Consider the following 23,496-nt stretch of genomic DNA (forward strand, 5'->3'; position numbering starts at 1 on the left):
AGGGGCGCATCGCTGCGCCCCTTTTCCTATTCGCTCAAGCAAGCGCCGATCAGTCGACGAACGCGCGTTCGATCACGAAATCGCCCGGCTTGTTGTTCGAGCCTTCCTCGAAGCCCTGGGCTTCCAGGCTGTGCTCGAACTCGCGGATCATCGCCATCGAGCCGCAGAGCATGATGCGGTCGTGCTCGGGGTCGAGCTTGGCGGGGCCGCGCAGCTGCGGGATGAACAGGCTGCCGTCCTCGATCAGCGTGCCGATGCGGCCTTGCGTCGGGAACTCCTCACGGGTGACGGTGGGCAGATAGTGGAACTGCACCAGCGCCTCGTCGGCGATCAGCGGATCGTCGGCCAGCTGGCTTTCCAGCTCGGTGCGGAAGGCGAGGTCGCTGACGCGGCGGACCGAGTGGACCAGCAGGATCTGCTCGAAACGCTCGTAGATGTCCGGGTCGCGGGCAAGGCTGAGGAACGGCGCGAGGCCGGTGCCGGTCGAGAACAGGAACAGGCGCTTGCCCGGGCGCAGCGCGTCGGCGACGAGCGTGCCCACCGGCTTGCGGCCGAGATAGATCTGGTCGCCCGGCTTGATCTGCTGCAGGCGCGAGGTCAGCGGGCCGTCCGGCACCTTGATCGAGAGGAATTCCAGTTCCTCGGCATAGGCCGGGCTGGCGATCGAATAGGCGCGCAGCAGCGGCTTGCCGTTGTCGCCGGGCAGGCCGATCATGATGAACTCGCCCGAACGGAACCGGAAGGTCGCGGGGCGGGTGATCTTGAAGCTGAAGAGGTGGTCGTTCCAGTGATGGACCGACAGCACTTCCTCGACCGACAGGGCGCCGGTGGGGGTCAGGGTCGCCGTATCGGCGGCGCTATCGCTCATTACTATCGAATCCTTCGGAAAAAATGCTGTGTCCGGGAAATACTGTCGGCGGCGGTGTCTTCTTGGGGCGGTTTACCCTGTCGTGCAGGGCATGAAGTCGCCGCGCGGACCATGGTCCGCAGGCCGAACAGGATCGCCTCGTCCTCGCCGATGATGCGCCCATCCACCGGCGTGAGTCGAAACCGTTCGCGCGAATGACCTGTCATAGTCGCCATGGCAAGGCGAAAATGGTCGCTTGCCGGAGCGCGCGGCCCGCCTTTGCCCTGGCGACAGGCCGTGAAGGTGCGCGGCGGGCTGCCCACAGGCGCCCACTGCGCGCCGCGACGCGTGCATCAAGTGGCTGGAATTACGCGGGTTTCTGGCTTTGGGTCCGGCCCGTGCAGGCATGGCTCGCTCCTTCGCGGGTCTCGTTATAGCTAATGATAACGAGTTGCAATAACCGGACGAGGATTTCTAACAGTCCATCAAGGTGGGGTTTGGCCGCGGCCGGTCGCCCACCCAGGCCGTCCTGCCGAGACCGCCGCCCGGCCATGGAACCCGGCGGCGGGGCGCGGGGTTATCCGGTGTGTCCCCTGAAGGCCCCGGGTAGCGCGAACTGCCCGGGGCTGTTTCGTTCAGGGCCAGCGGTTCGGGGCCAGCGGTTTACAGCCAGCGGGTATGGCGGAACCAGCCGTAAAGGCCGCTGCACAGCACCGCGATCGCCCCCAGCACCACGAAGTAGCCGTAGCGCGTGTGCAGTTCGGGCATGTACTCGAAATTCATCCCGTAGATCCCGGCGATCGCGGTCGGCACCGCGAGGATCGCTGCCCAGGAGGCGAGCTGGCGGGTGATCGTGCCCTGGCGCTGCGATTCCAGCAGGTGGCTGACTTCGAAGACCGATGTGAGCACTTCGCGCAAGTTCGCCACCATCGATTCCACGCGCTTCACATGGTCCAGCACGTCGCCGAAATAGGGGCGCACCGCCGCATCGAGGAACGGCATCTCGAGGTGGACCAGCTTGCTGCACACTTCGCCCATCGGCCCCAGCACGCGCTGGAAGCGGATCAGTTCGCGGCGCAGCGCGAAGAGATGCATGACCTGATCGCGCTCGAGGAACGCGTCGAGCGCGCGCTGTTCGATCTCCAGCACGTCCTCCTCGATGGTCTCGACGATCGGCAGGTAGCCGTCGACGATGAAGTCGAGGATCGCGTGGAGCACATAGTCCACCCCGTGCTGCAGCAGGGTCGGCGCCGCCTCCAGCTGGGCGCGCAGCTCGGTGTGCGCGCGCGCCGAGCCGTGGCGGACCGAGATTACGTGATGCTGGCCCACGAACATCGCGGTCTCGCCGTAGGCGATCGTGTCGTTTTCGAGATGCGCGGTGCGGGCGACGACAAACAGCTGGTCGCCGTAGACGTCCACCTTGGGAAGCTGGTGCGCCTTCAGCGCGTCTTCCACCGCCAGCGGGTGCAGGCCGTAAGTCTTCTGCACGGCGCGCAGTTCGGCCTCGCTGGGTTCGTGGAGGCCGATCCACACGAAGTCGTTGTCCTGCGGCATGGGCGGGCAATGTTCGAGCGAGACGGGCTCGGCGGAGCGGCCATTGTGGTAGAGCTGGGCGGCGATGACGGTCATTTGTGGTCCCGGCAGAGGGGCTTGGCGGGCGACATTAGCGGCACCTCGGGGCGCGGGACAACTGCGGTGCGGCAGGCGGAGTGGAGAAGTGCCCGCCTGCCTTGTTTCCCCATCACAGTCGCTTAGGGCGCCGCTTCCAGTTCCGCCTGCCTGCCCGCCTGCCTCTCCGCCGCCGGAGGCGTTGCCGCTGCGTCCGCGGGTCCCGCATTGACGCGGCCGGTGCGTTCCAGCTTGCCCCAGCCGATGCCCTTGCCGGCAAAGGCGGCGCCCACCGCGCGGATCACCACGCTGTACATCAGCTGCCGGTAGATGAAGCGCTGGGCCAGCAGCAGGAAGGGACGGAACCGCTCCTTGCGCGGGTCGAGGCGGTAGGCGACCCAGCCGCAGGCGAGATCCACCAGCGTGAAGCCCAGCCAGTAGGCGCCCATGCGCAGCACGTCGGTCTGGGTCTGGGCCCAGCCGTGCTGCGAGATGCGCAGCGCGGTGCCGCCGATCGAGATCAGCAGGGCAAGGTCGATGGCGGGCGAGATCACCGCGAAGACGATCTGGAACAGCCAGGCCTGCGGCATGCCGATGAAGGCGAGGCCCGAGGGGCGGCCCTTGCGCAGCGTGCCGCGGTGCTTCCACAGGCACTGGAGGGTGCCGAACGACCAGCGGAATCGCTGCTTCGACAGCGCATGGAAGCTTTCCGGCGCCTCGGTCCAGGCCACCGCGTCCTCGTCGTAGGCGACCTTCCAGCCCTTGCGCTGGATGGCGATGGTGAGGTCCTGGTCCTCGGCCAGGGTGTCTTCGGGATAGCCGCCGACCTCGTCCAGCGCCTCGCGCCGCCAGGCCCCGACCGCGCCGGGCACGACCATGATCGCGTCGAGCTTGGTGAGCGCGCGGCGTTCGAGGTTCTGCGCGGTCACATATTCCACGCCCTGCCAGCGGGTGACGAGGTTGACGCGGTTGCCGACCTTGGCGTTGCCCGCCACCGCGCCGATGGCCGGATCGGCGAACCAGCGCACGAGGCGGGAGATGGTTTCCACCTCGAACTGGGTATCGGCATCGAGCGCGACGACGATCTCGCCGCGGGCCTGCAGGAGCGCGCGGTTGAGCGCGGCGGCCTTGCCCCCGTTCACCAGCGTCATGAGTTCGACGCGGGGATTGCTGGCGAAAGCGTCGGAGACGATGGCGCTGGTGCGGTCCTTCGAACCGTCGTCGGCGACGATCACCTGCATGTGGCGATAGTCGCTTTCCAGCACGCGCCGCACCGAGGCCTCGATCACGCGCTCCTCGTTGTAGGCGGGGATGATGACGGTGACGAGCGGCTGGCAGGTGTCCTCGGGCGCCGGGGCCGGCTGCGGGCGGCGCAGCATGGTGGCGAGCGAGGCGAGCCCCACCGAGCGCAGCACGCCCAGCGAGATGGCGAAGAAGAAGGTCCAGTTGAGCCCGGCGAGGATCGCCGCCAGCACCGCGAAGAGGGCGATGTCGGCGCGCACCGCGGCAAGGTTGACGCCGTCCACCTTGGGCATGACCTGATCGTGGGTCAGCCCCGCCAGCTTCGAGGTCGGCACGAAAGTATAGCCGTCGGCGCGCAGGCGCTGGATGATGACCGGCAGCGCCTCCACCGTCTGCGAGCGGTCGCCGCCGCCGTCGTGCAGCAGGATGACGTTCTCGCTGCGGTCGGGCGTTGCCGATTCCACCTGCGCGATGGTGCTGTCGATGATGTGCTGGACGCCGGGGCGCTGCCAGTCGTCGGGATCGACGTGGAGGCCGACCACGGTGTAGCCATGCTCCTGCGCGACGACGGCGGGGACCAGTTCGTCGGCGGTGGTCGGCTCGGCGTCTCCGAAATAGGGGGCGCGGAACAGGCGGATCGAGTGGCCGGTGGTGGCCTCGATCAGGCGCTGGGTGGCGTTCAGCTCCAACCCGATCCCGGTCGCGGCTTCCTCGGCCATGTTGGGGTGGGTGTAGCTGTGGTTGCCGATCTCGTCGCCGTCGTCGGCGATGCGCTTGACGAGGTCGCGGTTGGTCAGCGCGTTCTCGCCCACCATGAAGAAGGTGCCGGGGACGTGGTACTGTTCGAGGATCGCGAGGATCCTGGGCGTCCAGGTCGGGTCCGGGCCGTCGTCGAAGGTCAGCGAGACCTGCTTGGCAAGCGCGCCGGTGCGCTTGACCACGTAAGGCGTGGGCAGCACCTGATAGGTTTCCGAAGTCACCATGCCGCTGGCCTTGTCGAAGGCGACGGCGCGGCTGCCCGCTTGCGGCGTGGCGGTGACGCGCAGGATCTCGCCCTGGCCCTCGACATCGACGTTGGCGGCCTGCACCAGCGGCTTGAGGTTGGGCAGCTGGCCGCCGTTGTGCCAGGCCTTGACCGCGCTCCAGAAGCCGGGATCTTCCGAACCGAGGCGCCACAGGGCGATATCGCCGACGCCGAGCCGCGAGAGGATCTTCATCTGGTTCCAGGTGGCGGCCGCGTCCAGCATCCACACGTCGTGACGGCTGCCGTCGACATAGGAGAAGCCGGTGTTGCCGCTCATCGGGTCGTATTGCGGCGTCGTGCCGCTGTCATGCGCGGAAAGCCAGGCCTCCTCGACAGTGAGGGCATCGGCCTTGCCGTCGTGCCAGTCGTAGGCGTATTCGCCGAGCGCGACGATCGCCTTGCCGCGCGGCAGGCCCGCCAGCGCGTGCTGGAGCTTCTGCACGAACCACGGGTTCGAGGCGATCGGGCCGGGGGTGCCGCCCTGCCAGTGCTCGTCATAGGCCATCAGCACCAGCCGGTCGGCGGCCTGCGCGAAGGCGCGGGTCGACCAGTCGGGGTTGTCCATCGGCATGGTGACCGAGACGAGGCGGTGCTTGGGCGTGAGCTGCGCGCGCAGTTCGGAAAGGAACAGGCGCAGGCCGGGCAGGCTGGCGGCGGGCATCGTCTCGAAGTCGACCATGACGCCGGCGGCGTTGGTCTTGTCGAGATAGGCGAGGGTCTGCGCCTCCAGCGCATGGCGGCGTGCCGGATTGGCGAGCAGCGCGGCGGTCTGCGGGCCCTGCCAGTCGCCGTCGACGGTGTTCTGCAGCACCGGCATCACCAGCGGGCGGTGCAGGGCGGTGGAGAGGATGCGGTCGAAGCGGGCGTCGGTCTCGACCTTCAGCGCGCCGCTGGCATCGACGGAAAGGTTGGCGGGGGCGACCCAGTCGAGCCGGTCGATGTGCCGCTCGAGCGAAGTCGCGCTATCGTCGTTCCACGGGGTGTAGAAGCCGACGGTGATCGGCTTGGCACCCGGCGTGGGGGCAGGTGCGGCGGCGCGGCCGAACAGGAACTTGCGGGCGCTGCGGGTCAGGTGGCCGATCTGCGCGCGGAAGGGCAGCGGCTGGGCATGCTCGTAGGCGATCGGCAGCGGCGGCGGCGCGGGCACGGTGGCCACGGTGGTCGCGAAGACGGCGGAGGCCGCCAGCGCCAGCACCAGCATGAAAAACCCGAACCTGCGGACACGGACGCGGCGGTTTCCGGTGGGGTCGAAGAAGATCGGTGCAGACACGGCCAGTCTCGCAAGTTTCCCTCGAAAGGGGCCGGGCGGCTGGGGGAAGCCGCCCGGTTTCAGGTTTTATGGAGGTGCGATCCGGGAACCAGGGGCAATGACGAGGGTGCGACTGTCAGACTGTGGTTCCCGGATCGCAGGGTCCTTTTGCCCCAGCCGGGATGGAGCGGCGGTGGAGGCGAGGTTACAAAAGATTCATGTGGTCTGGAAAATCCGCGAAGGAGCGGATTTTGCGGCAGCGGCCCGCTCCCCCAAAGGTACGCGGCTGAGCGTATCCAAGGGTGCAATTCCGCCTGAGCCTCGCTATCGATGCCGCATTACCCCCTCGGGCCTTCCGCGCTCGAGGGTTCTTGCGCCGCGCGGCCGGGCTCCCAAAGCGGTTCCCGGGCGGGCAGGACGAAACCACGGAGAGATACCCAGTGACCACGCGTTTGACGTTCCGGGCGGGGCTGGCCGGCCTGCTGCTGGCGACGACCGCTTTCGCCCCTTGCGCCGTCTATGCCGCAGAGAACCAGAAGAGTGCGCCTGCCATGCAGAACAGCCTGACTTTCGAACGCGTCTTCGCCAGCCCCTCGCTCGACGGCCCGGCCCCGCGCGAGGTGAAGATCTCGCCCGACGGCCGCTGGCTGACCTTGCTGCGCAACCGCAGCGACGACCGCGAGCGCTACGACCTGTGGGGCTACGAGCGCGCAACCGGCGAATGGCGGATGCTGGTCGATTCGCTCAAGCTCGGCTCGGGGCGCGAGCTGTCCGAGGCCGAGAAGATGCAGCGCGAGCGCAAGCGCGTGGGCAGCCTCAAGGGCATCGTCAGCTACGGCTGGAGCAAGGACGGCAAGGCGATCCTCGTGCCGCTCGACGGCGATCTCTGGCTCGCCACCCTCGACGGTTCGGTGCGCCGCCTGACCGATTCGCCCGAGGACGAGCTCAACGCCGCGCTCAGCCCCAAGGGCCGCTACCTCTCGTTCGTGCGCGACCAGCGGCTCTATGTCGGCCCGCTCTCGGGCGTGGCGCCCAAGGCGGTGACGCCCGAGGAGCCCGCCAGGACCGTCCATTGGGGCGAGGCCGAATTCGTCGCGCAGGAGGAAATGGACCGCTTCGCCGGCTACTGGTGGAGCCCGGAGGAAAGCCGCATCGCGGTCGAGCGGTTTGACGAGGCGCCGGTGGGCGTCGTCACTCGCGCCGCCATCGGCGCGGAGGGCACCAAGGTCTTCGAGCAGCGCTATCCCGCCGCCGGCACTCCCAACGCGCTGGTCTCGCTGCACCTGATGAACCCGGACGGGTCGGGACTGGTCAAGGTCGACCTCGGCAGCGATCCCGACATCTACCTCGCCCGCGTCGACTGGGCGCCCGATGGCCGCACACTCTTTGTCCAGCGCGAGGACCGCGCGCAGAGCAAGATCGACATGCTCGCGGTCGATCCCGCGACCGGCAGGAGCCGCGTGCTGTTCACCGAGCATGCGCCCAGGGTCAGCCCCAATGGCACCTGGGTAAACCTTTCCAGCAATTACCGTTTCCTCAAGGACGGCAGCCTCGTCTGGTGGTCCGAGCGGGATGGCTTCGGCCACCTCTACCGGTTCAAGGACGGCACGTTCAGCCAGCTCACCTCGGGCCGCTGGGTGGTCACCGGGCTGGTCGGCGTGGATGAGGCGAAGGGCCGCATCTATTTCACCGGCACGAAGGACAGCGTGCTGGCGCCGCAGCTCTACGCGCTCGATCTTGCGAGGCCCGCTGCGCCCGAGCGCCTGACCGACCCCGGCTTCGCCAACGCCGCCGTCGCCAGCGCGGACGCGACGACGTTCTACGTCACCCGCTCGTCCTCCACGCAGCCCGCGCAGAGCTATGTCGCCGATGCCACCGGCAAGCGCCTCGCCTGGGTGGAAGAGAACCGCGTCGAGGGCACGCACCCTTACGCGCCCTATCTGGCCGCCCACCGCGAAACCACGTTCGGCACGATCAAGGCCGATGACGGCTCCGACCTGCACTGGCTGATGATCACGCCGAAGATGGAGCCGGGCAAGCACTACCCGGTGTTCTTCGAACACTACGGCGGCCCCCACGCGCAGACGGTCTCGAAGGGCTGGCTGGGCGCGCTGCCGCAGGCGATCGTGGCGAAGGGGTACATCTACTTCCGCCTCGACAACCGCGGCAGCGCCAATCGCGGCGTGGCGTTCGAAAGCCAGATCCGCAATGCCATGGGCACGGTGGAAGTGGCCGACCAGCGCGCGGGCGCGAAGTACCTGAAGACGCTGCCCTTCGTCGATCCGGCCAAGATCGCGACCTATGGCTGGTCCTACGGCGGCTACATGACGCTGAAGATGCTGGAGAGCGATCCCGGCCTCTACGCGGCGGGGATCTCGGGCGCGCCGGTGACGAAGTGGGAACTCTACGACACCAGCTATACCGAGCGTTACCTCGGCGATCCGCGCAAGCAGCCCGAGGTCTACCGCGCGGCGGATGCCATCGAGAACGCCCCGAAGATCGCCGATCCGCTGCTGCTGATGCACGGCATGGCCGACGACAACGTGGTGTTCGAGAACAGCACCGCGCTGATCGCGAAGATGCAGGCATCCTCCACCCAGTTCGAGATGATGCTCTATCCGGGGCAGACCCATTCGGCGGTGCGCGGCAGCACCGCGCGGCACGTGTGGGAGACGATCTTCGCCTTCCTCGGCCGCCACGGCGTGAAGCCGGAGTGAGCCCTGACGTCCGCACGCCTCCTGCGGGATGCGTGCGGACTTCATGCTCTTGTCCGATCACCGCGCTACATTGCGGACACCTAAGGGTTATTGCGCGGAACCACGCTTCTGATAGGGGATTCGCGACCCCGGACGGGACCGGGGCAAACACTGCAAGGACGCAGGCACGGGGCAATGGTCAAGGAAGACATCGGTCTGGCGGCGGACGCGCGCACCTATCGTGCCTTCCTGAGCTATAGCCACGCCGACGAGCATTTTGCCCGCAAGCTGCACCGCTGGCTCGAATCCTACCGCATTCCGGCACGGCTGGTCGGCACGCAGACCCCGCTGGGCACGGTCCCGCCGCGCCTCACCCCGATCTTCCGCGACCGCGCCGAGCTGCCCGCCGCCACCAGCCTCGACCGCGAGGTGCGCCAGGCGCTGTCGCAGTCCGAGGCGCTGCTGGTGCTGTGTTCGCCCGCCGCCCGCGTCTCGCGCTGGGTGGGCGCCGAGATCGCGCTGTTCCGCAGCCTCCACCCGACCCGCCCGATCATCGCCGCGCTGGTGGAAGGCGAGCCCGAGCACAGTTTTCCCGATGCCCTGCTCGAAGCCGATGCCGACGGCGTCGTGCACGAACCCATCGCCGCCGATTTCCGGGGCGATGCCGACGGGCCGAAGCTGGCCCGCCTGAAAATCGTCGCGGGCTTGTCGGGTGTCGCTCTAGACCAGATAATTCAACGCGATGCGCAAAGACAATTGCGCCGCGTGATCGCCATCACGCTGCTGACCGTGCTGCTTACGCTATCCATGGCGCTCATGCTGGTCTTTGCGCTGCGCGCGCAGATGGAAGCCCAGCGCCAGCGCCAGCAGGCAGAAGGACTGATCGAATTCATGCTGACGGACCTGCGGCAGAAACTGGAAGGCGTGGGCCGCCTCGACGTGCTGCAGACGGTCAACCAGCGTGCGCTGGGCTATTATGCCGACCAGCCCGATCTCAAGGATCTGCCGGCGGCCTCGCTCGACCGGCGCGCGCGCATTCTCCACGCCATGGGCGAGGACGATCACAAGCGCGGCGACGTGGCAGGGGCGCTGGCCAAGTTCAACGAGGCCCACCGTGTCACCGGGGCGCTGCTCGACGCCGACCCCGAGGATCCCGAGCGGGTCTTTGCCCATGCCCAGAGCGAGTACTGGCTCGGCTACGTCGACTTCATCCGCTATCGCTACGCGGCGGCGCTGCCGCGTTTCGAGGCCTATCGCGATCTGGCCCGGCGCCTCGTCCAGCTGCGCCCCGGCAACCGCGAATACTGGCGCGAGCTGGGCTATGCCCAGGGCAACATCTGTTCGCTGGCCGTCGCCGACGCCGGACACAAGGGGCCACAGGCCGGGCTCGGCGAATGCCGCCGCGCGCTCGAGACGATGCAGAAGGTCGACAGCATGAAGCCCGGCGATTCTGGCGTGCGCGAAGACATCGCCAACCGCCACGGCTGGCTGGCCGATGCCCTGCGCGCCGAGGGCCGCGACCGTGAGGCGCTGGAACAGCGCGGCGCGCAGGCGGCAATCGTGCAGGAACTGCTGCGCGAGGATCCGAAGAACGTCAGCTACCTGGTGGACTGGATGCTGGTGCGCTACTCGACCTCGGAGCTGCTGCGGGCGCTGGGCGAGGGCAAGCGCGCGGAGGCGATGCGGCTGGAGGCTCTTGCCGACGTCGATCGGCTGATCGCGTCCGATCCGGAAAACAATGACTGGCGCGTCTGGCGGCGCAAGTTCGGCGGTCCGCCGAGCTGAATTCCACGAAGGGGAAACTCATGTCGACTCTTGACTACACCCAATACGGCCTCGCACCCTGGCTCGTCACCGAGGACAAGAGCGAGGACTGGAACGCGACCGCACCGATCATCTTCAACGTGGTGCTGGGCACCAACGGCCAGTCGGTGGTGCTGGAATACCAGCTGCCGGACTATCCGGACCAGAACTATATCCCGGTGACCTGCAACTCGACCATCCAGATCAACCTGGTCAGCGAGCAGCTGTTCTTTTCGAAGGAATTCGACGGCATCACCACCAAGGAGCCGCTCTCCTCGTTCTACGGCGGTGTCGAGTACTGCAACTACGACAAGGAGTTCGGCCGCTACAAGACGGTGCTGTTCAAGGCGCGCTTCAACAAGGGCGGCAAGCTGGGGACCTGCCACCGCTTCAACGTCAACGTCGATCTCCTGCAATATACCTCGGCGGGCGAGCCGACCTGGATCGGTCTTGCCATCGATCCCGACATCAAGAACCCGCCCCCGCAGGACTGAAACGGCGATCCGGGCTGCTGTTCCGGATCCCGCCGACCCCTCTGGTACGCAGATAGAACGAGTAGAGCCCGTGACCCTTCCTCTTCTTGCCCGCATCCGGCAGATTGCGCGCTCCGGCGACGTGCTGCGGGCGTGGCGGCTGTTCGAAGGGGCCGGGCTGCTCGAATCGCGCGATGCCGGTGCGCTCAGCCTCAAGGGGCGGCTGCTCAAGGATCGCGGCCTCGGGGCCGCGGGGCCCGAGCGCGGCGAATTGCTGGAGCAGGCCCAGGAGGCCTACCTGCAGGCGGCGGGTGGCCGCCGCGCGACGTATCCGCTGATCAACGCCGCCACCATCGCCCTGCTCAACGGCAAGCCGGCCGAAGCCCAGGGGCTCGCTAGGCAAGTGCTCGAAGTGCTGGAAAGCGGCGAGCATGAGCCGGAAACCCGTTACTGGCTGGGCGCAACGGCGGCGGAGGCGCGGCTGCTGCTGGGCGATGCCCGCGGCGCCCGGATCGCGCTCGAGCAGGCGGTCAAGGCCGCGCCCGACGCCTGGGAGGACCAGGCCGCCACCTTGCGGCAGTTCCAGCAGGTCCTCGAATGGACCGGCGCCCCGTTCGGCCTGTTCGACCATCTGCGCCCGCCCGCCAGCCTCTATTTCAGCGGCATCATCGGCCTGCCGACGGACATCGCCCGGCTGCGCCAGGAAATCGCGACCCTGCTCGACCGGGTGCGTCCGGGCGCGGTGTTTGGCGCGCTGGCGGCGGGGTCCGACATCGTCATCGCGGAACTGGCACTGGCGGCAGGGGCACAGCTTCATGTGGTGCTGCCGACTGCCATCGAGGCGTTTCGCGCGGTCTCGGTCGAACAGTTCGGCGGCGACTGGCCGGAGCGGTTCGACCGGCTGATCGAGGCGGCCGAATCGGTGGAAGTGCTGTCCGGGCCGGGGCGGCTCTCGGGCGCGGCGATCCATCTCGGGGCGCAAGTGGCGATGGGGCTGGCGATCCGCCGCGCCCGCGTGCTGGCGACCAGCGCGGTGGCCTATCACGTCGGCCGGGCGTTCAACGAGCAGTCGGCGGCCGAAGTCGAATGGCGGCGGCAGGGCCGGCAGTTCCACGAACTGGTGCTCGACCAGATCCCGCCGACCCGGGGCGAGGAACTCGATCCCGGCGTCAACCGCGCGGTCCTGGCGATGCAGGGGCCGGTGCCTGACTATTGCGACCTGACGTTCGTGACCCGCACGGCGGTGCACGAGGGCTTTTCGCTGTTGCAGTTCGACGATCCGGTCGCGGCGATGGACCAGGGCGCGGCCATCCTGCGGCTGGCGCCGGAAAGCCGGCTGGGGCTGGACTATGCGCCCTTCGCGCCGGGGCAGGACCTGGTCGAGATCGGCAGCGCCGCCATCATGCTGGCCCGCGCCACCACCGAGGGCAGCATCTGCGCGCACTGGCCGCAGATCGCGGTGCTGGAACTGCTGGCGCCGCGCTACCGCTTCGAGACGGCGGGCGAGATCGTGACCGTGCGCGGCGATTTCCCGATCGGCCTGTTCTGTCTCGATTCGCAGGGCTGAGGCGAATTGGAACGTTTTCCAATCAGGTGGAATCACCTGATTGGAAAACGCTCTAGGCCGGAGAGGCGCTCTCCGCCCCGAAGATGCCGATGACGGGCCGGCCGCCATCCGCCCTTCAGCTGATCAGCTCGCGCAGCATGCGGGGCGCCAGGATCACCAGTTCGCGTTCGTCACGGCTGATGACGCCGCGGCGGATCAGCGCGGCGATCGCGCGCGAGGCGGTTTCGCGCGTGGTATTGGCGCAGAGCGCCAGCATGGTGACCTTGGGGGGCGGGGCGATGCGGTCGGCCTCGCCGGCCAGCGCCAGCAGTTCGGCATAGACCCGCCCCGCCGCGGTATAGGTGGTGCGGGCCATCATCCGGTCGAGCGCGCGGTCGAGCTGGCGCGCGAGCAGGCGGGCCATGCCCGCGCCGATCTGCGCGTCGGTGGCGACCAGCGCGGCGATCCGGCGGGCTTCGGCGCGCAGCAGCACCGTGTCCAGCAGCGTGGCGATCTCGGCGCGGTGGACGGTCGGGCTGGGGTAGGCGCCGAAGAATTCGCGGGGCCATACTGGGCCAGCTGCTGGCGCTGCCCTTCCACGCCGTAAGCCTCGATGCGCACGCCGCCCTCGATCACCAGCCAGCAGTCGTGCGACTCCTCGCCCTGGCGTGCGAGTACGTCCCGCGCCGCCAGCCGCTGCACCGCCAGTATCTTGCCCAGCGCTTCCGCGGGAGCGCGGTCGCACCGGAAGATGGTTGCGATGAATTCGATCTTCTCGTCGGAATCCAAAACCTGACGCCCCATGCCCGCGCGCGCCGAGGCACCGTCGATGCCTCGAAACGCAAGGAGGCGCTTAACCGATTTCTACCGTGCTGCGGAAGAGCCAAGGCGAACTAAGCGGCTGTTCCGCAATGTTCGGCCGGGGCGGATCGGTCCTGCGATGGGGGCGCCCCCGCCGCCGTCACCGCCGCCGTCCCCGCCGCCGTCATGGGCGCCGGACATGCCGGTGACGGCGCTTTATCCTGACGCCGGTGGCGGGGGCGATTCTCTTGCCTGCGTGATCTTGGTCACGCGGAAACGCTTTGGAGAGGCGTAGCAAGGCCTTGCGACCCGAAGGCGGCTCTGAAAGGAGCAGCCAGATTCCTAAGCCCGGAAACCTCGTGTTTCCGGGCTTCTTTTCGCGCCGCGCGGGACGGCTACCCGCCCCGCGCCTTCCTCACAGCAGGTCCTTGAGCGGCGTTCCCGCATCGGCCAGCACCTCGGCGGAGGGCGCGGCGCCGGCTTCCACCAGCTTGCGGCCCTGCACATAGTCTTTGACCATGTTCACGCAGTCGAGCGCGACGACCTTGCCTTGCTTCAGGTAGACCACCGAGAACGAGCGCCCGGCCACGTCGCCGCGCACCACCGTCTGGTCGAAGCCCAGGTTGATGCCCGCCGTCTGCAACCGCAGGTCGTACTGGTTCGACCAGAACCACGGGAAGGCCTTGTAGGGCTTCGCGTCTTCGCCGCTCGTGCCGCCGCAGATCGCCTTGGCGACGCAGGTCGCCATGTCGTTGGCGTTCTGCACCGATTCGACCCGCATCACGGTGCCGCCGGCAAAGTCGCAGGCAAAGGCCGCGCAGTCGCCGATGGCGTAGATGTCCGGCAGCGAGGTGCGGCAGAACGCGTCCACATCGACGCCGTTGGCGCCCGCCGCGCCCGCTAGGATCAGCGGCGCCACTGCCGGAACGATGCCGATGCCGACGATCACCGCCTCGGCGGGCACCACTTCGCCGCCCGCGAGGCGCACGCCGGTGACGCGGTGATGGTCGCCCTCGAGCGCTTCCACGGCCACCCCGGTGCGCAGATCGACACCGTGGGCGCGGTGCTCGGCCTGGTAGAAGGCGGAAAGTTCCTCGCCCGCCACGCGCGCCAGCACGCGCGGCAGCGCTTCGAGCAGCGTCACCTTGAGCCCCAGCTTCGAAAGCACCGCCGCCGCTTCCAGGCCGATGTAGCCGCCGCCGATGACGACCACGTTCTTCGTGCCCGCGTCGACTTCCGCCATCAGCGTGTCACAATCCTCGCGGGTACGCACCGCGTGGATGCCCGCGAGGTCGGCGCCCGCACAGGAGAGCCGGCGCGGATCGCCGCCGGTCGCCCAGACCAGCGTGCCGTAGCCGAAAGTCTCGCCATTCGAGAGCGTGAGCGCGTGCGCCTCGGGATCGACCGCGGTGACTTCGGTGCCAAGCTTGAAGGTGATCTCCTTCTCGGCCCAGAACGTCGGCGGGCGGATGTAGAGGCGGTCGAAGGTCTTCTCCCGCGCGAAGTATTCCTTGGAGAGCGGCGGCCGCTCGTAAGGATACTCCGGCTCGCGGCCGATGACCGTGACGGTTCCGGTGAAACCGTTCTGGCGCAGGGCAATGGCGCACTGCGCACCGCCGTGACCGGCGCCCACGATAACGACGTCGGCCTGGCTCATGAGGGGTTCCGTTCGGGCAACTTCATCTCTCCGTCAATTTCAGGAATGGAACAATCTTGCTTGGAAAGCGTGTCTCATGGCATTCGGCGCAAAGGGCAAGAGCGAATGCGGCTTCCGCCCATTGATGATGCATTTTCATGACAGCAATCACCGGCAGGTATCTATCCGTGCCGGGATCAAGCTGTTAGTCCCCTGAGTCTCGAAATCACATAGGGTCGGCCGGTCCACTTTTTTCGCGCATCGCGCATTCCTGGCTGCGGACCCTCAACGAAAACATCACTGGGGACAGGCGATCTGGCCGGCGAGCCTTGCGCGAAAGCGCAGGGCCGCCCGGCGTTTGGAGTATTCGATGCTGGGAATTGTCAAGACCGCGCTGCATCGCCCGCTGACGTTCATCGTCATGGCCATCCTGATCGCGCTGGGGGGGCTCATCGCCGCCTTCCGCACCCCGGTCGACATCTTCCCGGACATCAAGATCCCGGTCATCGCCGTCGCCTGGACGTACTCCGGCCTTTCGCCGCAGGACATGTCCGACCGCATGGTGACGCCTTACGAGCGTATCCTCACCACCACGGTCAACGACATCGAGCACATCGAAAGCCAGTCCTTCCAGGGCATGGGCGTGGTGAAGATCTACTTCCAGCCCGGCGTCGACATCCGCACCGCCACCGCGCAGGTCACCTCGGTGTCGCAGACGGTGCTCAAGCAGATGCCGCCGGGCGTGAACCCGCCGCTGATCCTGAACTATTCCGCCTCCACCGTGCCGATCCTCCAGCTTGCCCTGTCCGGCAAGGGCCTGTCGGAGCAGCAGCTGTTCGACATCGGCCAGAACCAGATCCGCACCGGCCTCGTCACCATTCCCGGCCTTGCCATGCCCTATCCCTCGGGCGGCAAGCAGCGCCAGGTGCAGGTCGACCTCAACCCTGATGCCCTGCAGGCCCGCGGCCTCTCGGCGCAGGACGTCGGCACCGCGATCGCCGCGCAGAACCAGATCAACCCGGCCGGTTTCGTCAAGATCGGCCCGGCGCAGTACACCGTGCGCCTGAACAACACCCCCGGCTCGATCGAGGCGCTGAACGACCTGCCGGTGAAGGTCGTCAACGGCGCGACGATCTACATGCGCGACGTCGCCTTCGTGCGCGACGGCAGCGCCCAGCAGCAGAACGTCGTCCACGTGCAGGGCAGCCGCTCGGTGCTGCTGACCGTGCTCAAGAACGGCGCCACCTCGACCCTGGCGGTGGTGGACGGCGTCAAGAACGCGCTGCCCAAGATCACCTCGACCCTGCCGGATTCGCTCAAGGTCCTGCCGGTGGGCGACCAGTCGCTGTTCGTGAAGGCCGCCGTTTCGGGCGTGATCCACGAAGGCGCGATGGCCGCCGCGCTCACCTCGATGATGATCCTGCTGTTCCTCGGTTCCTGGCGCTCGACCGTCATCATCGCCGTCTCGATCCCGCTCGCCGTGCTCGCCGCCGTCGCCGCGCTCGCCGTTTTCGGGCAGACGATGAACGTGATGACGCTGGGCGGCCTCGCCCTCGCGGTCGGCATCCTGGTCGACGACGCGACGGTGACGATCGAGAACATCAACTGGCATCTGGAGCAGGGCAAGGGCGTGATGGAGGCGATCCTCGACGGCGCCGCCCAGATCGTCACCCCGGCGTTCGTCTCGCTGCTGTGCATCTGCATCGTCTTCGTGCCGATGTTCTTCCTGCCGGGCGTGGCGGGCTATCTGTTCGTGCCGATGGCGCTTTCGGTGGTCTTCGCGATGATCGCCTCGTTCATCCTGTCGCGCACGCTGGTGCCGACCATGGCGATGTATCTGCTCAAGCCCCACACCCCGCACGGCGAGAACCACCACAACGCCGGCACGCCCGAATCGCGCAATCCCCTGGTGCGTTTCCAGCGCGGGTTCGAGACGCAGTTCGAGAAGATCCGCACCGGCTACCTCGGCATGCTCGCCCGCGCGCTGCGATCGAAGAAGCCGTTCATGCTGGGCTTCCTCGCCGTGGTCGTGCTGTCCTTCGGGCTTATGCCGCTGCTTGGCAGCAACTTCTTCCCGGCCGTCGACTCGGGCCAGATCGCCATGCACGTGCGCGTGCCGGTCGGCACCCGGATCGACGAATCCGCCCGTAATTTCGAGCAGATCACTGCCGAGGTCCGCAAGATCATCCCGACCGCCGAAGTGAAGTCGATCACCGACAACATCGGCCTGCCGGTCAGCTCGATCAACACCGTCTACAACAACTCGGGCACCATCGGCCCGCAGGACGGCGACATGCTGATCACGCTGGAGGAAGGTCATGAGCCGACCGAAGGCTACGTGAACCAGCTGCGCCGCGAACTGCCGCGCCGCTTCCCCGGCACCCAGTTCGCCTTCCTGCCCGCCGACATCACCAGCCAGATCCTGAACTTCGGTTCGCCGTCGCCGATCGACGTGCAGATCTCCGGCAAGAACGCGGCGGCCTCGCGCGAGTTTGCGCACAAGCTGATGGTCAAGCTGGCCAAGGTGCCCGGCCTTGCGGACCTGCGCATCCAGCAGCCGCAGAACTCGCCGCAGATCGACGTCGACGTCGACCGCTCGCGCGTGGGCCAGTACGGGCTCACCGAGCGTGACGTGACCACCAGCCTCGGCAACTCGCTGGCGGGCACCTCGCAGACCGCGCCGGTGTTCTTCGTGAACCCCGACAACGGCGTGCAGTACCCGGTCGTCGCCCAGGCGCCCGACTATGCCATCGATTCGATGAGCAAGCTGGCCAACCTGCCGGTTTCCGGTGCAGCCGCAGGCCGCCCGCAGCCGCTGGGCGCGCTGGCGACGCTCACTCGCTCGAGCACCGCGCCGATCGTCTCGCACTACAACATCGCCCCGGTCCTCGACATCTACGGCACCCCGCAGGGCCGCGACCTCGGCGCCGTGGCGGGCGAGGTGCAGACGGCGATCGACTCGCTCAAGGCCGAAGTGCCCAAGGGCACCACGGTCACCATCCGCGGCCAGTACCAGACGATGAACACCGCCTTCTCCGGCCTCGGCTGGGGCCTGCTGGGCGCGGTCGTGCTGATCTACCTGCTGATCGTGGTCAACTTCCAGTCGTGGCTGGACCCGTTCATCATCATCACCGCGCTGCCCGCAGCCCTTGCCGGCATCGTCTGGATGCTGTTCGCGACGGGGACCACGCTTTCGGTCCCGGCGCTTACCGGCGCGATCATGTGCATGGGCGTGGCCACCGCCAACTCGATCCTGGTCGTCAGCTTCGCCCGCGAAAAGCTGGCCGAGCTGGGCGATCCGGTGAAGGCGGCGATGGAGGCGGGGCTCGTCCGCTTCCGCCCGGTGCTGATGACCGCGCTGGCCATGATCATCGGTATGGGCCCGATGGCGCTCGGCCTCGGCGAAGGCGGCGAGCAGAACGCCCCGCTCGGCCGCGCCGTGATCGGCGGCCTCGTCTGCGCCACCATCGCCACGCTGTTCTTCGTTCCCACCGTCTTCGCTTTCTTCCATAGCCGCCGTCAGCACCATGACGCTCCTGCCGAAGCAGAGACCGCCCATGCTTGATCCCCAGATGCACCAGACTCCCGAGGCCCCCATGGACAACGATACTCCCACCGGTCCCAGCAGCCGCACCCTGAAGCGGGTTGGCATCGGCGCGGCCATCGTCGCCCTGGCCGTGGTCGGCGTGGGCACGGCCTCGCGGATGCACGCGACGAGCGAACTGAAGAGCGTGGCCGAAGATTCGGCGCTGCCCACCGTCGCGCTGGCCGTGCCGAAGACGGCGGCGGGCGAGGGCGGTCTGACCCTGCCCGGCACCGCGCAGGCGTGGAACAGCGCCGCGATCAACGCGCGCACCAACGGCTATGTCAGCAAGTGGCTGGCCGACATCGGCGACCATGTGCGGGCAGGCCAGCCGCTCGCCATCCTCGACGCGCCGGAAATCGAGCAGCAGCTCGCGCAGGCCAAGGCCGATTACCAGACCGCGCTCGCCAACCAGCGCCTTGCCGCCACCACCGCCCGCCGCTGGAGCGCGATGCTGGCCAAGGACGCCGTCTCGCAGCAGGAAGTCGACGAGAAGGCGGGCGACCTTGCCGCCAAGACCGCGCTCGCCAATGCGGCGCTGGCCCAGGTGCGCGAGCTTCAGGCCCAGCACGGCTTCACCCAGCTGTCGGCGCCCTTCGCGGGCGTCGTCACCAGCCGCTCGGCCCAGATCGGCGCGCTGGTGACCGCCGGCAACGCCGCCGCGCAGCCGCTGTTCACCGTGTCCGACGTGCACAGGATGCGCGTCTATGTCCGCGTGCCGCAGATCTATTCGGCGCTGGTCAACCCCGGCGTCACCGTCGCGCTCAGCCTGCCCGAATATCCCGGCCGCACCTTCCCCGGCACCGTCAGCCGCAGCGCCGGCGCGGTCGATGCCCAGTCGGGTGCGGTGCTGGTCGAAGTGCAGGCGGACAACGGCGAGGGCGCGCTCAAGCCCGGCGCCTTCGTGCAGGCCCACTTCGATGTCGACGCCACCCTCAAGGGCGTGACCCTGCCAGGCAGCGCCGTGCTCTACACCGACAAGGGCCCGAGCGTGGCGGTGCTGGGCGCGAACAACACGGTCACCGTCCGCCCGATCACCATTGCCCGCGACCAGGGCAAGTCGGTGATCGTCTCGGTCGGCGTCCAGCTGGGCGACCGCGTGGTCGATTCGCCGCCGGACTCGATCCGCACCGGCGACCGCGTGCAGGTGCAGAGCGCCGCCGATGCCGCTCCGGCAAAGGGTGCCACGCATGGTTGAGCGGAGGGCTAGGCGCGCTGCCCTCACCGCGCTGGCGGTCGCGCTGCTGGGCGGCTGTTCGATGGCCCCCAAGTACACGCCGCCAGCAGCAAGCCTGCCCGCCGCGCCGGAGCAGTTCGCCGGGATGCAGGGCTGGGCGCCCGCCGCCCCGCAGGACGCCGCGCTGCGCGGTGCGTGGTGGACGATGTTCGGCGATCCGGTGCTGGACGACCTCGAAACCAGGGCCGAGGCCGCCAGCCCGACGCTGGCCGCCGCGCTCGCCCGCTACGACCAGGCCCGCGGCGCGGCCGGGGTGGCGACTTCCGAACTCTTCCCCGAGATCGGCGTCAACGGCTCCGCCGCGCGCAGCCGCGTTTCCGCCGGACGCCCGCTCTCCTCGGGTTCCTCGGCGACTTACGACAACTACATCGTCGGCGGCAGCCTGTCCTACGAACTCGACCTCTGGGGCCGGGTGCGCAACAGCGTGAAGGCGGGCAGGGCGGAAGCCGATGCCTCGGCAGGCGATCTTGCCTCGGCGCGCCTCAGCCTGCAGGCCGCGGTGGCCGATGCCTACTTGCGCCTGCGCGGCCTCGACGCCCAGGCCCAGCTGCTCGACCGCTCGGTGGACGCCTTCCAGCGCGCCTACCAGCTGACCGAGACGCGCCACGAAGGCGGCATCTCCTCGGGCATCGACGTCAACCGCGCCCGCACCGTCCTCGCCAATGCCCGCGCGCTGGTCGCCTCGATCGCCAACCAGCGCGCCCAGACCGAGCACGAACTGGCCGCGCTCACCGGCGCCATCGCCTCGGACTTCCACGTCGCCCCTGCAGCGCCCGCCTTCGACGTGCCGAGCCTGGCGGTGGATACCCCCTCCACGCTGCTCCAGCGCCGGCCCGACATCGCCGCCGCCGAACGCCGCGTCTATGCCGCCAACGCCCGCATCGGCGTGGCCCGCGCGGCCTGGTTCCCGACCATCGGCCTCGGCGGATCGGGCGGATGGCAGACCACCCACGGCAACCTCCTGAGCGCGCCGAATTCGATGTGGTCGCTCGGGCCCCTCTCGGCGCTGCTCACCGTGTTCGACGGCGGCGCCCGCCGCTCGCAAGTGAAGATCTCGCGCGGCGAATACGACGAGGCCGCCGCCGACTACCGCACCACCGTGCTCGGCGCCTTCCGCGAAGTGGAAGATTCGATCGCGGCCATGCGCCAGCTCGAAACGCAGGGCAAAGCCCAGCAGGAAGCCGCCGCCGCCGCCCAGCGCACCAGCGAGATCGCCATGTCCCGCTACCGCGACGGCGCCTCGGATTACCTCGACGTGGTGACCGCGCAGACCGACGCTCTGGACGCCCAGCGCTCGGCCATCGCCGTGGAGACCGAACGCATGCGTGCGGCGGTGGACTATGTGAAGGCTATTGGCGGGCCTTCGCAGCAGCAGGGGTAAGAAGGGATAAAGCAGGGGGGCATAGCCCCCCTGCACCCCCATTACCGTCGAGGTAGCACCCAGCCTCTCCGTTGTGCGCCCATGGTGGCGTCGGGAGAATAGAGCAGTTTCTGATCCGATCGCATCGGATCAACTCCTCTAAGATTTTGGTTTTACGCGTTTTCCGAGTCATCAGGTGATTCCACCTGATTAGAAAACGCTCTAATTGGCTGCGCCGCAAGGGGCGCATGCCGAATCTGCGCGCGCGATGCAGACGCTAATGGGGGTGCAGGGGGTATTAACCCCCTGCTTTATCCCTTGTTCTTCAACCCCCTAAACCATCGTCTCCGGCCGCACCACGCGGTCGAACGTCGCCTCGTCCACCAGCCCCAGATCGAGTGCGGCTTCCTTCAGTGTCAGTCCGTCGGTGTGGGCGTGCTTGGCGATCTTCGCGGCGTTGTCGTAGCCGATCTCGGGGGCAAGGGCGGTCACCAGCATCAGCGAGCGTTCCAGCAATTCGGTGATCCGGCGGCGGTTGGGTTCGATGCCCGCCACGCAGCGGTCGGCAAAGCTGGTCATGCCGGTGGCGAGCAGGGCGATTGAGCGGATCACGGCGGCGCCGATCATCGGCTTGAACACGTTGAGTTCGAAGGCGCCCTGCATGCCGCCGACGGTCACCGCCTGGTGGTTGCCGATCACTTGTGCGGCGACCATCGTCAGCATCTCGCACTGGGTGGGGTTGACCTTGCCGGGCATGATCGAGCTGCCGGGTTCGTTGGCGGGCAGGTCCAGTTCGCCCAGCCCGGAGCGCGGGCCGGAGCCGAGCAGGCGGATGTCGTTGGCGATCTTGGTGAGGGCCACCGCGAGGGTGGAGAGGGTGCCGGAAAGCTGCACCAGCGCGTCGTTGCTGGCGAGCGCCTCGAAGGTGTTGGGCGCGGGCACGAAGGCGAGGCCGGTCTGGACGGCGAGGTCCGCCGCCACGTCGGCGGCGAAGCCCTCGGGGGCGTTGAGGCCGGTGCCGACGGCGGTGCCGCCCTGCGCCAGCCGCAGCACGCCCTGTTCGGCATGGAGCAGCCGCTCGCGGGCATCGCGCAGTTGCTGGACGTAGCCGGAGAATTCCTGCCCCAGCGTCAGCGGGGTGGCGTCCTGCAGGTGGGTGCGGCCGATCTTGACGATGTCGCTCCAGGCTGCGGACTTGGCTTCGAGCGTGCGGGTGAGGTGGTCGAGCGCGGGGAGCAGGGCCTTGTGCAGTTCCACGGCGGCGGCGACGTGGAGCGCGGTCGGGAAGCTGTCGTTGGAGGACTGGCCGCGATTGACGTGGTCGTTGGGGTGGACCGGGCTCTTGCCGCCGCGCTGGCCGGACAGCAGTTCGTTGGCGCGTCCGGCGATCACCTCGTTGACGTTCATGTTGCTCTGGGTGCCGGAGCCGGTCTGCCAGATCACCAGCGGGAACTGGTCGTCGAGCGTGCCCGAGACCACTTCGGCGGCGGCGGCCTCGATCGCGCGGGCGAGGCTTTCGTCGAGCCCGCGGCGGGCGTTGACCCGCGCGGCGGCCAGCTTCACGCGGGCAAGGGCATGGACGATGGCCACGGGCATGCGCTCGGCCGGGCCGAAGGGGAAGTTGTGCAGGCTGCGCTCGGTCTGGGCGCCCCAGTAGGCGGCGGCGGGGACGTCGATCTCACCGATCGAATCGGTTTCGCGGCGGAATTCCATGGCACGGGCTCCTCTGTCACCGCGCCCGCGCTGGCTTGCGGGAAAGGGCGCGAGGCTAGGTCGTCTATGCCAACCTAAGTATCGGAGCAGGCGGGTGCAATGTTCCCGTTGGCAAGGCAGGTTGCGGGGCGCTCACGCGGTCAGGAGCAGCAGCGCGCGCAGGGCAGGGTCGAGCAGCAGGTGGACCAGTCCGTGCCCGGCGAGGGCCGGGAGGAAGCCGTGGCGCCAGTAGAGCAGACCCCAGACGCAGCCGACCAGCCAGAAGCGCAAGGCGCCGTAGAGCGGGTAATGGGACACCGCCGTCCAGGCATTGAGCAGCTGCACTGCCGCGATGATCGGCAGCAGCACCCAGGACGGCAGCGGCCTGCGGGTGAAGGGCGCGCTGACGGCAGCGGCGAGCGCGGCCAGCGCGGTGGTCAGCAGGAGGCGGTACTGCACTTCCTCCAGCATCGATCCGGCGGCGGAAAACAGCATGCGCGGCAGCAGCGGCGCGGTGAACAGCGCGGCATACCCATCGGGCAGCGCGCGGCGGAACAGCACGCCGTCGAGCAGGAGCACGAAGGCGCTCACCCCCAGCACCGAGCAAAGCGTCGCCGCGAGCGCTGCCTTGCGCTCGCGGGCAAGCAGGTGGAGCCCGGTGCGCGCGAGGATCTGGCCGAGCGCGGATCGCACGTGAGA

The 23,496-nt window shown here is 68.3% G+C and carries 14 protein-coding genes; 7 read left to right on the top strand and 7 right to left on the bottom strand.

Annotation, left to right across the window (positions count from 1 at the left end):
* Positions 1-49: 49 nt before the first annotated feature.
* From OKA11_RS09405 to OKA11_RS09415, 3 genes are all read right to left on the bottom strand, one after another.
* Complete coding sequence (locus OKA11_RS09405; protein ID WP_267219949.1) at positions 50-868, bottom strand: ferredoxin--NADP reductase; 819 nt, start codon at positions 866-868, stop codon at positions 50-52.
* Between the two features lie 642 nt (positions 869-1,510).
* Positions 1,511-2,476: a magnesium and cobalt transport protein CorA gene (locus OKA11_RS09410; protein WP_267219950.1), complete on the bottom strand. Its 966-nt coding sequence runs from the start codon at positions 2,474-2,476 to the stop codon at positions 1,511-1,513.
* A gap of 122 nt (positions 2,477-2,598) precedes the next feature.
* On the bottom strand, positions 2,599-5,991 hold the full coding sequence (locus tag OKA11_RS09415) for a glycosyltransferase (RefSeq protein ID WP_267219951.1): 3,393 nt from the start codon (positions 5,989-5,991) through the stop codon (positions 2,599-2,601).
* A gap of 419 nt (positions 5,992-6,410) precedes the next feature.
* On the opposite strand from OKA11_RS09415, the gene OKA11_RS09420 reads away from it, so the two are divergent.
* The 4 genes from OKA11_RS09420 to OKA11_RS09435 all read left to right on the top strand — a co-directional run bounded on the left by OKA11_RS09420 (position 6,411) and on the right by OKA11_RS09435 (position 12,509).
* Positions 6,411-8,687, top strand: coding sequence for a S9 family peptidase (locus OKA11_RS09420; RefSeq protein ID WP_379489439.1), 2,277 nt, complete (start codon positions 6,411-6,413; stop codon positions 8,685-8,687).
* Between the two features lie 174 nt (positions 8,688-8,861).
* Positions 8,862-10,451, top strand: coding sequence for a toll/interleukin-1 receptor domain-containing protein (locus tag OKA11_RS09425; RefSeq protein ID WP_267219952.1), 1,590 nt, complete (start codon positions 8,862-8,864; stop codon positions 10,449-10,451).
* A 20-nt stretch (positions 10,452-10,471) separates the two neighbouring features.
* A complete protein-coding gene (locus OKA11_RS09430; protein ID WP_267219953.1) occupies positions 10,472-10,963 on the top strand; it encodes a nucleotide synthetase in 492 nt (163 codons plus the stop codon).
* 70 nt (positions 10,964-11,033) lie between these two features.
* On the top strand, positions 11,034-12,509 hold the full coding sequence (locus OKA11_RS09435; RefSeq protein WP_267219954.1) for a TRAFs-binding domain-containing protein: 1,476 nt from the start codon (positions 11,034-11,036) through the stop codon (positions 12,507-12,509).
* A gap of 115 nt (positions 12,510-12,624) precedes the next feature.
* Here the strand turns inward: OKA11_RS09435 and OKA11_RS09440 are convergent, their stop codons facing one another.
* Positions 12,625-12,981, bottom strand: a complete 357-nt coding sequence (locus tag OKA11_RS09440; RefSeq protein ID WP_267219955.1) for a Crp/Fnr family transcriptional regulator — start codon at positions 12,979-12,981, stop codon at positions 12,625-12,627.
* Positions 12,982-13,704: 723 nt separating this feature from the next.
* Positions 13,705-14,946 (bottom strand): NAD(P)/FAD-dependent oxidoreductase, encoded by a 1,242-nt coding sequence (locus OKA11_RS09445; RefSeq protein ID WP_267219956.1) that lies wholly within the window; start codon positions 14,944-14,946, stop codon positions 13,705-13,707.
* A gap of 349 nt (positions 14,947-15,295) precedes the next feature.
* Between OKA11_RS09445 and OKA11_RS09450 the strand changes: the two genes are divergently transcribed.
* Genes OKA11_RS09450 through OKA11_RS09460 form a run of 3 tightly spaced genes read left to right on the top strand, consistent with a single transcriptional unit; the run spans position 15,296 to position 21,126 of the window.
* The gene (locus tag OKA11_RS09450) at positions 15,296-18,490 is read left to right on the top strand and encodes an efflux RND transporter permease subunit (protein ID WP_267219957.1); all 3,195 of its coding nucleotides are present in this window, start codon (positions 15,296-15,298) and stop codon (positions 18,488-18,490) included.
* Positions 18,483-19,706 (top strand): efflux RND transporter periplasmic adaptor subunit, encoded by a 1,224-nt coding sequence (locus OKA11_RS09455; RefSeq protein WP_267219958.1) that lies wholly within the window; start codon positions 18,483-18,485, stop codon positions 19,704-19,706. The genes OKA11_RS09450 and OKA11_RS09455 overlap by 8 nt, the downstream gene beginning before the upstream one ends.
* Positions 19,699-21,126, top strand: a complete 1,428-nt coding sequence (locus OKA11_RS09460; protein ID WP_267219959.1) for an efflux transporter outer membrane subunit — start codon at positions 19,699-19,701, stop codon at positions 21,124-21,126. Before OKA11_RS09455 ends, OKA11_RS09460 begins: the two co-directional genes overlap by 8 nt.
* Positions 21,127-21,438: 312 nt before the next feature.
* On the opposite strand, the gene fumC is transcribed toward OKA11_RS09460, so the two are convergent.
* Together fumC and OKA11_RS09470 are read right to left on the bottom strand one after the other, a co-directional pair.
* Positions 21,439-22,818, bottom strand: a complete 1,380-nt coding sequence (fumC, locus tag OKA11_RS09465) for a class II fumarate hydratase (RefSeq protein WP_267219960.1) — start codon at positions 22,816-22,818, stop codon at positions 21,439-21,441.
* Between the two features lie 132 nt (positions 22,819-22,950).
* Positions 22,951-23,490 carry a CPBP family glutamic-type intramembrane protease gene (locus OKA11_RS09470; RefSeq protein ID WP_267219961.1) on the bottom strand — a complete coding sequence of 180 codons (540 nt, stop codon included), beginning with the start codon at positions 23,488-23,490 and terminating at the stop codon, positions 22,951-22,953.
* Positions 23,491-23,496 lie beyond the last annotated feature (6 nt).

The organism is Novosphingobium clariflavum (genome assembly GCF_026420865.1).
Taxonomy (GTDB): domain Bacteria; phylum Pseudomonadota; class Alphaproteobacteria; order Sphingomonadales; family Sphingomonadaceae; genus Novosphingobium; species Novosphingobium clariflavum.

Coding starts and splice junctions, on each gene's coding strand:
- fumC (WP_267219960.1), bottom strand. CDS start 22,818: ATGGAATTCCGCCGCGAAACCGATTCGATCGGTGAGATCGACGTCCCC.
- OKA11_RS09450 (WP_267219957.1), top strand. CDS start 15,296: ATGCTGGGAATTGTCAAGACCGCGCTGCATCGCCCGCTGACGTTCATC.
- OKA11_RS09460 (WP_267219959.1), top strand. CDS start 19,699: ATGGTTGAGCGGAGGGCTAGGCGCGCTGCCCTCACCGCGCTGGCGGTC.
- OKA11_RS09405 (WP_267219949.1), bottom strand. CDS start 868: ATGAGCGATAGCGCCGCCGATACGGCGACCCTGACCCCCACCGGCGCC.
- OKA11_RS09430 (WP_267219953.1), top strand. CDS start 10,472: ATGTCGACTCTTGACTACACCCAATACGGCCTCGCACCCTGGCTCGTC.
- OKA11_RS09410 (WP_267219950.1), bottom strand. CDS start 2,476: ATGACCGTCATCGCCGCCCAGCTCTACCACAATGGCCGCTCCGCCGAG.
- OKA11_RS09445 (WP_267219956.1), bottom strand. CDS start 14,946: ATGAGCCAGGCCGACGTCGTTATCGTGGGCGCCGGTCACGGCGGTGCG.
- OKA11_RS09455 (WP_267219958.1), top strand. CDS start 18,483: ATGCTTGATCCCCAGATGCACCAGACTCCCGAGGCCCCCATGGACAAC.
- OKA11_RS09425 (WP_267219952.1), top strand. CDS start 8,862: ATGGTCAAGGAAGACATCGGTCTGGCGGCGGACGCGCGCACCTATCGT.